Annotated in this window: 8 protein-coding genes; 4 read left to right on the forward strand and 4 right to left on the reverse strand. The window is 38.9% G+C overall.

Annotation, left to right across the window (positions count from 1 at the left end; all coding sequences use genetic code 11):
* Window positions 1-543: 543 nt before the first annotated feature.
* Complete coding sequence (gene yidC, locus OZZ83_RS10850) at window positions 544-1,494, forward strand: membrane protein insertase YidC (protein WP_002334837.1); 951 nt, start codon at window positions 544-546, stop codon at window positions 1,492-1,494.
* Window positions 1,495-1,672: 178 nt separating this feature from the next.
* On the opposite strand, the gene lacD is transcribed toward yidC, so the two are convergent.
* The 4 genes from lacD to pfkB are packed head-to-tail and all read right to left on the reverse strand — an operon-like array spanning window position 1,673 to window position 5,494.
* A complete protein-coding gene (gene lacD / locus OZZ83_RS10855; RefSeq protein ID WP_010777201.1) occupies window positions 1,673-2,647 on the reverse strand; it encodes a tagatose-bisphosphate aldolase in 975 nt (324 codons plus the stop codon).
* Complete coding sequence (locus OZZ83_RS10860; RefSeq protein ID WP_278023756.1) at window positions 2,644-3,102, reverse strand: fructose PTS transporter subunit IIA; 459 nt, start codon at window positions 3,100-3,102, stop codon at window positions 2,644-2,646. Before OZZ83_RS10860 ends, lacD begins: the two co-directional genes overlap by 4 nt.
* Window positions 3,099-4,562 carry a PTS fructose transporter subunit IIC gene (locus OZZ83_RS10865; protein ID WP_223602265.1) on the reverse strand — a complete coding sequence of 488 codons (1,464 nt, stop codon included), beginning with the start codon at window positions 4,560-4,562 and terminating at the stop codon, window positions 3,099-3,101. The genes OZZ83_RS10860 and OZZ83_RS10865 overlap by 4 nt, the downstream gene beginning before the upstream one ends.
* Window positions 4,544-5,494 carry a 1-phosphofructokinase gene (gene pfkB, locus OZZ83_RS10870; RefSeq protein WP_278023754.1) on the reverse strand — a complete coding sequence of 317 codons (951 nt, stop codon included), beginning with the start codon at window positions 5,492-5,494 and terminating at the stop codon, window positions 4,544-4,546. The genes OZZ83_RS10865 and pfkB overlap by 19 nt, the downstream gene beginning before the upstream one ends.
* Before the next feature lie 142 nt (window positions 5,495-5,636).
* Here pfkB and OZZ83_RS10875 point away from each other — a divergent pair, with 142 nt between their 5' ends.
* From OZZ83_RS10875 to tnpB, 3 genes are all read left to right on the forward strand, one after another.
* Entirely contained in the window at window positions 5,637-6,386 is a 750-nt protein-coding gene (locus OZZ83_RS10875; RefSeq protein WP_278023752.1) for a MurR/RpiR family transcriptional regulator, read from the forward strand.
* A gap of 210 nt (window positions 6,387-6,596) precedes the next feature.
* Window positions 6,597-6,791 (forward strand): hypothetical protein, encoded by a 195-nt coding sequence (locus OZZ83_RS10880; protein WP_002285758.1) that lies wholly within the window; start codon window positions 6,597-6,599, stop codon window positions 6,789-6,791.
* A complete protein-coding gene (tnpB, locus tag OZZ83_RS10885; RefSeq protein WP_002287659.1) occupies window positions 6,781-7,134 on the forward strand; it encodes an IS66 family insertion sequence element accessory protein TnpB in 354 nt (117 codons plus the stop codon). Before OZZ83_RS10880 ends, tnpB begins: the two co-directional genes overlap by 11 nt.
* The last annotated feature ends 9 nt before the right edge of the window (window positions 7,135-7,143 follow it).

Below are 7,143 nucleotides of genomic sequence, written 5' to 3' on the forward strand. Positions count from 1 at the left end.
GTTGTGAAAAAGCTGGTCTGCATCAAGCATTAAGGACAGGTTGTGAAAAATAGCTCTCCATATTTTTCAACAGGCTGGACTTAATGCCGTAGATGCAAGCTTTTGAACACCGTCGATAAGGTTGTTTTTGAGGCGCTTTGCCTCGAGTATTAAGGAGAAACATTTTCAAAATAGCTTCTCATATTTTGTTAATACCGAGAAACTGACTTTTGAACACCGTCGATAAGGTTATTCTTGAGGCGCTTTGCCTCAAAAATTAAGGACAGCAGTGAAAAAGCTGATCTATCACTTGCAGTGAGTTCATTTGACTCCGCTTTTTCGGGCAGAAAAAAAGTTTTTAGTTTATTAAAGTAAGAAAGAAACACTTGGAATCATTCTACTTTTTCCTAGTATTTCTTTCTTGATTTTTTGTCTTTTTTTCAAAATTTTTCGCTACGTAAAAGAACGAATATTTATATGAAATTTCTATGAAGTTGATTGAATTCCATGCGCTTTTTTAGTATAGTTAAGTTTGTGTAAAAATTATAGAAGAGGAAGTATTCTATGAATAAATGGAAAAACTGGTTATTGGGATCCGGACTTGTCAGTATCCTGCTCTTTTTATCTGGCTGTGTGCGGATGGATTCAAACGGAAACCCTGACACTTCGGGAATCGTTTATCGAGTACTCGTCCATCCTATGGGCCAAGCGATTACATATCTAGTTGAAAATTTCAATTGGTCTTATGGCTGGGCAGTTATTGCAATGACTGTGATCGTCCGTATCATCATCTTGCCACTAGGTATTAGTCAATCGAAAAAAACAATGATCCAATCTGAAAAAATGCAAGCGTTAAAACCACAAGTTGAAGCAGCCCAACAAAAATTGAAAGCTGCAACAACACGTGAAGAACAAATGGCAGCACAAGCAGAAATGCAGCAAGTATACCGCGAAAACGGATTGAGTATGACCGGCGGAATCGGCTGTCTGCCTCTATTGATCCAAATGCCGATCTTCTCTGCCTTGTACTTTACGGCACGTTATACAGAAGGTATTCGGGAATCATCTTTCTACGGCATCGATTTAGGCTCACCAAGTATGGTACTTGTTGTCATTGCAGGGGTCGCTTATCTGCTTCAAGGATACATCTCAACGATCGGTATTCCTGAAGAACAGAAAAAGACGATGCGTACGATGCTGATCGTCTCTCCTGCTATGATCGTCTTCATGTCGATCAGTGCGCCAGCCGGTGTTACACTTTACTGGGTAGTCGGTGGTGTGTTCAGCTGTCTGCAAACATTCATCACAAACGTTATGATGAAACCACGTTTGAAAGCACAAGTGGCAGAAGAGTTGAAACAAAACCCACCAAAACAAGTCGTCACTCCAAGAAAAGATGTGACAGAATCAGCTAAACCAGCTGACAGCAAACAAGCAACCAAACAAATCAAGCAACCGAAAAACAGTACAAACAACAAAGGCCGCAATGCAGGAAAGCAACAGAAGCGGAAGTAGATAGTAAATAAGAGTGTAATAAAAATTCATTAACAGTTTTAGCAATTAAAAATATCGACCAAGATTTTTGAAAAAGAAATCTGGTCGATATTTTTATTTAAGTGAATGTTTAATTTGAATCATCGATTGATCGCTATCTAATTGCAGCAGCATCTTTTTATGAAGAAACAACTTTTTCTTATCTATCAACGTAGACAGGTGTTGCTGTTTCTTCTAATAGTGTACTTAATTCTTTAATATTTTGTTTTCCTTCTTCTAACATCCAACTACTCGCTTTTTCTTCGCCTTCGGTAACAAAAGGTACTACTCCCTTCGCCCATGTTGCTCGCCCACATAAGACACCATTGAATGTCGAACCTGATTGTTTTGCAAAACGCAATGTATCTTGAAATAGTGCAGCGCTGACTCCCGCACTTAAAAAAATAAACGGTTGTTCAGTCACTTTCGATTGTTCATAGAAATACGCGGATGCCTCTGCTTGACTATAACAAGTATCTTGCCCATACCCTTCCACAAATCTCATATTCACTGGTACTTCTACTTTCAATACATCCACTTGATAACGTTCTTTTGAAAATTCTCGCATGGCTTCAATCACTTTATGCGGTTTTACTTTTGCATAGTCAAGAGAAGACGGATCGCCAATAGTTGCATCGTAAGAAAGGAGCTCTAAAAAGAAAGGTATGCCTTCTGCTTCGCATTCTGAACCAATCCGTTCTATAACTATTTGTTTTTGCACATTAATCTCTACTGGTTCATCAACGTCATAGTACAATAAAAATTTACAAGCATCCGCACCCACTTCTTTTAACCTTTTCACTGACCAACTATTCAGTAAATCTGGTAGTCGGCCTGGCATTTTCGCATCATAGCCGGTTTTTTCATAAGCTAGCAACAAACCACATTCTTTCTCTCGAAGCGCTGCTGCAGGCAGACCATATTCTGGATCGAGTAAAATAGCGGAAGCATACGGAGTCAGGTACTGAGAAACCATCTGTTTAAATTGGATGATATCTTCTGATGTAGCTTCTTTATATTGGTTGATCATTTTCTTCAAAGCACCACGTTGGTCGATAGCTAGCGCGCTAATAATTCCAGCTTCATCCGTCAATCGCTTCAAACGTTCCTGTTTTTCTATACTCATTTTCTTCATATATCTTCACCTATTTCTTTAGTTAATATTGTAGCTATTTCTATTTTTGATTTTGCTGCTCTCAACTGTTCTGTAACCTCTTTTCGCATCAATGATCGTGCAACGAGAGACAATAATTTCAAATGAGTCGTTCCTGCTTCTGAATCTGGGATAAATAACGCAAAAATAAAATCAACTGACTGTCTATCTAAACTGTTCCATTCAATTCCTTTGTTCAGTGTGACGATAATCAAACTAGGTTCGTTGATTGTTTGAGACTTCGCATGAGGGATAGCAAAACCTGACATTATTCCTGTAGTACCTTCTTTTTCTCTTTCTAGAAGTTTTTGATATACTTCTTTTTCGTCATGAGTGATTCCTAAACAGAATGTTTGCTTTGCTAAAAACTTAAATGCTTCTTCTTGACTATCTAATGGCTGTTGTAAAAAAATGTTCTCTTCATGAATGATTGTCATGATAAGCCTCCTGCTCTTCCTTCTTCGATAACTGTACGATTTGCTGCTTTATTATCCCTCTTCTTGTCTTTATCAGTTACTCTTTTCTTTTGGATCAAACCTAGTATCACTCCACCAACGATCGAACCAATAAGAATCGCTGTAACCCATTGGATTTTTCCCGTCACTACAGGTAACACTAAAAAACCGCCATGTGGGGCTGGTACTTGGACACCAAACAGATAGGTCAAGACAGCAGCAATTGATGAGCCTAACATCATCGTTGGTAATACTCGGATCGGGTCTTTCGCAGCAAACGGAATAGCTCCCTCCGTAATATGAGTTGATCCTAAAATAAAATTAACCAAACCTGCATTACGATCATTAGTCTCAAAATATTTACCAAACAATAAAGTTGCAAAACCAGTAATCAACGGTGGTGCAATGCAAGCTGCTGACACGCCAGCCATAAAAGTGGTGTTTCCTTGTGCCAAAAGAGCTGTACCTGTTACATATGCCGCCTTATTAATCGGTCCCCCCATATCAAACGCACACATGCAACCAACAATCACGCCAAGAACAAGTGGATTCGAATGTTCAAATCCAGCTAAAAAGCTCATCATTCCTTCATTTATAGCCTTCATTGGACCCGCCAACAAAGACATTACGATGCCAATAAACGCTACACCAATAACTGGATATAAGAAGATTGCCTTCAAGCCATCTAGTTGTTTAGGTAAAATTGTCAGTAGCTTTTGCAAAAATAAGACAAAATAACCTGCTAAGAAGCCAGCTAAAATACCTCCTAAAAATCCAGTACCGCCATTCATGGCCACGATTCCACCAACAAATCCAACGACTAACCCTGGACGTTTCGCGATTCCTTCTGCAATATAAGCTGCTAAAACTGGAACCATCATCCCCATTGCTGCATCGCCAACCGTTTTTAACATCGCCGCTGTAGCATTGTATTGTGCATGGTCTGGATCAAAAGAATAGATTCCCCAAACGGCAAATGAAATAGCAATCAATACTCCGCCAGCTACCACGAAAGGCAACATATGAGAGACACCATTCATCAAATTTTTATAGATGCTGCGACCCAAATTAGCACCACTTATCGTTTCTGATTCTAAAGTATCAACAGCTTCATTATCTGCTAAGATGGCCCCTTTTCCTGCCAATGCCTCGTCAATCAGCCGTTGTGCATCTTTGATTCCTGTACTGACAGAAACATCAATGACTCGTTTTCCCGCAAATCTTTCTGAATGGACATCTTTGTCTGCGGCAATAATGACAGCATCTGCCTGTTTGATTTCTTCAACCGTTAATTCATTCTCGATCCCAATTTGTCCATGGGTCTCCACTTTGATCGTGATGCCTTTTTTCCTAGCTGCTTGCTCTAATGCCTCTTGCGCCATGTAAGTGTGCGCAATTCCTGTCGGACAACCGGTTGCTGCAATTAGTTGATATTTTCCCATCTTTCGAACCTCTCTTCCTTGATTTTGATTTGTTTACTTAATTCCTCCACATCCAAAAAATCAGTCAGTCCTTTACGAAAAGCAGTAGAGCTGCCTGCTGCTATGCTTTTACGTAACGTTTCATCAAGCGGTCGTCGATTCATGTATCCTGCTAAAAAAGTGCCTAACATGGCATCACCTGCACATGCTGTATTGACGACTTTTCCTTTTGGCGAGTTTCCCCGAATCACCCTGTCTTTCGTAAAAAGAATCGCTCCTTTCTCACCGAGGGATAACAAAACATTTTCTGCACCTGACTCTACTAGTCGTTGTCCATAAACAAAGTAATCTTCATCTGTAACCATTTTTCGTCCGAACCAAGAAGAAAGTTCTTCCTCATTTGGTTTCAGCAAAAACGGTCGATAGGGTAAACAATCCATGACTTCTTGATCACTACTATCAATAATCAAATAAATCCTCTTTTCCTGACAAATCCGACTGATTTCTACTAAAACCTTTGGAGACAGCCCTCTTGGTAAACTCCCAGAAACACAAAGATAATCCTCTGCTTGTAATGCTCTTATTTGATTTAAAAAATTATGGACAGCTGCCTGCGGTATTTCAGGTCCTTGATTCACTAATTTGTATTCTTCTCTCGTTTGATTGACTTGTGTAAATACATTGATACGCGTCATACCAGGCACTTCAATAAACTCTGTTTGGATTTGTTTCTTCTGTAAATAGTCTTCTATATATTTTCCTGTGAAACCAGCAGAAAAACCTAATGCTGTACTTGGGTAATCTAGCATCTTTAATACTAGTGACACATTCACCCCTTTTCCGTTTGCCTGAATGTCATCCTCTTTTGTGCGGTTTACCATAAAAGGATGCATCTCCTCTGTTTCAATAAATAGATCAATTGCCAAATTCATCGTACATGTGTAGATAGACATAACCAATGACCTCCTTGACTCTATTATGAAATACGCGAAAGAGAAAATGTTTTCTTAATCGTTCCAACACAAAGAAAACCTTTACATTTATAAACACCTCGTGCTATTTTTTAACTAACTTTTAGTGAAAGAAGGAAAGAATATGGATCACAAATTAAGTGAAACAGAACAGTACCTCTGGAACTTTATCGAACACCACATCCTAGAGATCCCTAACTACTCCATCGTGAAACTAAGTGAACAAGCAAATGTCTCAACAGCCACCATTGTGCGGACAATGAAAAAGAAAGGCTATGAAGGATTTACTTCGTTTAAGCACCATCTAAAAGAAGGAGAAAACAAGAACATCAATTTTTCTTTCTTAGATAAAGTAGACAAAGGTATCCGTCGAGCCATTCTAAAAAATGAACAAGAAGTGGTACGTACAATCAATATGTTGGAAATCGGGAACATTGAAGATGCAATACAAAGAATCAAATTTGCTGACCGGGTTTTTGTCTTTGCACGAGGATTTTCAGAAATGATTGGTCAAGAGATGCTCGTAAAACTTCAATTAACAGGGAAAAATTGTCAAATGCATGCTGATCCAGAAATCATCAAAAGCATCAGTCGGAAACTAACTAAGAAAGACAGCGTTATTTTTGTTTCTTTGAACGGCGAGACAAAAGAACTCGTCGCCGCCGCAAAGAATTGCTATGATGCAGAGATTGGTTCGATTCTAGTTACAGCCAATCATTCCTCTACACTCAAAGATTATTGCGAGATAAATCTCGTAGGTTTCAAATCAGAAGGTTCGTATTTCCCTAATTATGAAGTACGTTCACGCTTGCCTCTCCAGATCATCGCGAGAATTCTGCTTGACGCCTATGCATTGCGTATGGGGGAGAATTGAGGGGATTTGATTTGCGGTTGATAACGATTGTCCACCGTATACTTAGCAAAACTATCTAAAAATGTTTGTAAGAATTTTGATATTATAATTTATTAATCCCTTTTTCCATCTTAGATAAAAGTTATATAGTAAGCGCCCCATAGAACAGTACCTTACTAACAAATGCACCTCAAGATATACTTGAGCTATCAAGAAGTCTGGAGGTTTTCTATGTATAAATTAAATGAGATTGTTCCTGTCCAATTAGGAAACGAAAAGAGTGCACCAGAAAAAGGTAAACCCGCGGCTGCCAAGTTAGCGATGCGCATCAAAAGAGAGAATGGTTCTGAAGTTTTGATCTATAACGGTATTAACAATTATATTCTTCAAGCTATTTTGAAAGAACTGTTGTCCAATGCTTTATGATTTACTTCAAACCAAACATATTTATATTGTGTGCGGAAAAACAGATTTGCGAAAAGGAATTGATGGTCTTGCCAGTCTTATTCAACAAGAGTATCAACTCGAGCTTTACGAAGATGCCGTTTTTTTATTTTGCGGGAACCGTCAAGACCGTTTCAAACTTCTCTATTGGGACGGTGATGGTTTTCTTCTCTGTTATAAGCGGATAGAAAACGGCAAGTTAAAATGGCCTCGGACGAAAGACGAAGTTCGAACCTTAACGAACCAACAGGTTCGATGGTTGTTAGAAGGATTAAGTATCGATCAACCTCGAGCTATTTTGCCAGGAAAAAAAGGAGTTTTTTAAGCTGGGGGG

Source organism: Enterococcus sp. E5-162, from assembly GCF_035725965.1.
Taxonomy (GTDB): domain Bacteria; phylum Bacillota; class Bacilli; order Lactobacillales; family Enterococcaceae; genus Enterococcus_B; species Enterococcus_B lactis.

What these genes read in the sequence shown, in the direction of transcription:
- pfkB (WP_278023754.1), bottom strand. Translation starts at nt 5,494, where the DNA reads ATGTCTATCTACACATGTACGATGAATTTGGCAATTGATCTATTTATT.
- tnpB (WP_002287659.1), top strand. Translation starts at nt 6,781, where the DNA reads ATGCTTTATGATTTACTTCAAACCAAACATATTTATATTGTGTGCGGA.
- lacD (WP_010777201.1), bottom strand. Translation starts at nt 2,647, where the DNA reads ATGAAGAAAATGAGTATAGAAAAACAGGAACGTTTGAAGCGATTGACG.
- OZZ83_RS10880 (WP_002285758.1), top strand. Translation starts at nt 6,597, where the DNA reads ATGTATAAATTAAATGAGATTGTTCCTGTCCAATTAGGAAACGAAAAG.
- yidC (WP_002334837.1), top strand. Translation starts at nt 544, where the DNA reads ATGAATAAATGGAAAAACTGGTTATTGGGATCCGGACTTGTCAGTATC.
- OZZ83_RS10865 (WP_223602265.1), bottom strand. Translation starts at nt 4,562, where the DNA reads ATGGGAAAATATCAACTAATTGCAGCAACCGGTTGTCCGACAGGAATT.
- OZZ83_RS10875 (WP_278023752.1), top strand. Translation starts at nt 5,637, where the DNA reads ATGGATCACAAATTAAGTGAAACAGAACAGTACCTCTGGAACTTTATC.
- OZZ83_RS10860 (WP_278023756.1), bottom strand. Translation starts at nt 3,102, where the DNA reads ATGACAATCATTCATGAAGAGAACATTTTTTTACAACAGCCATTAGAT.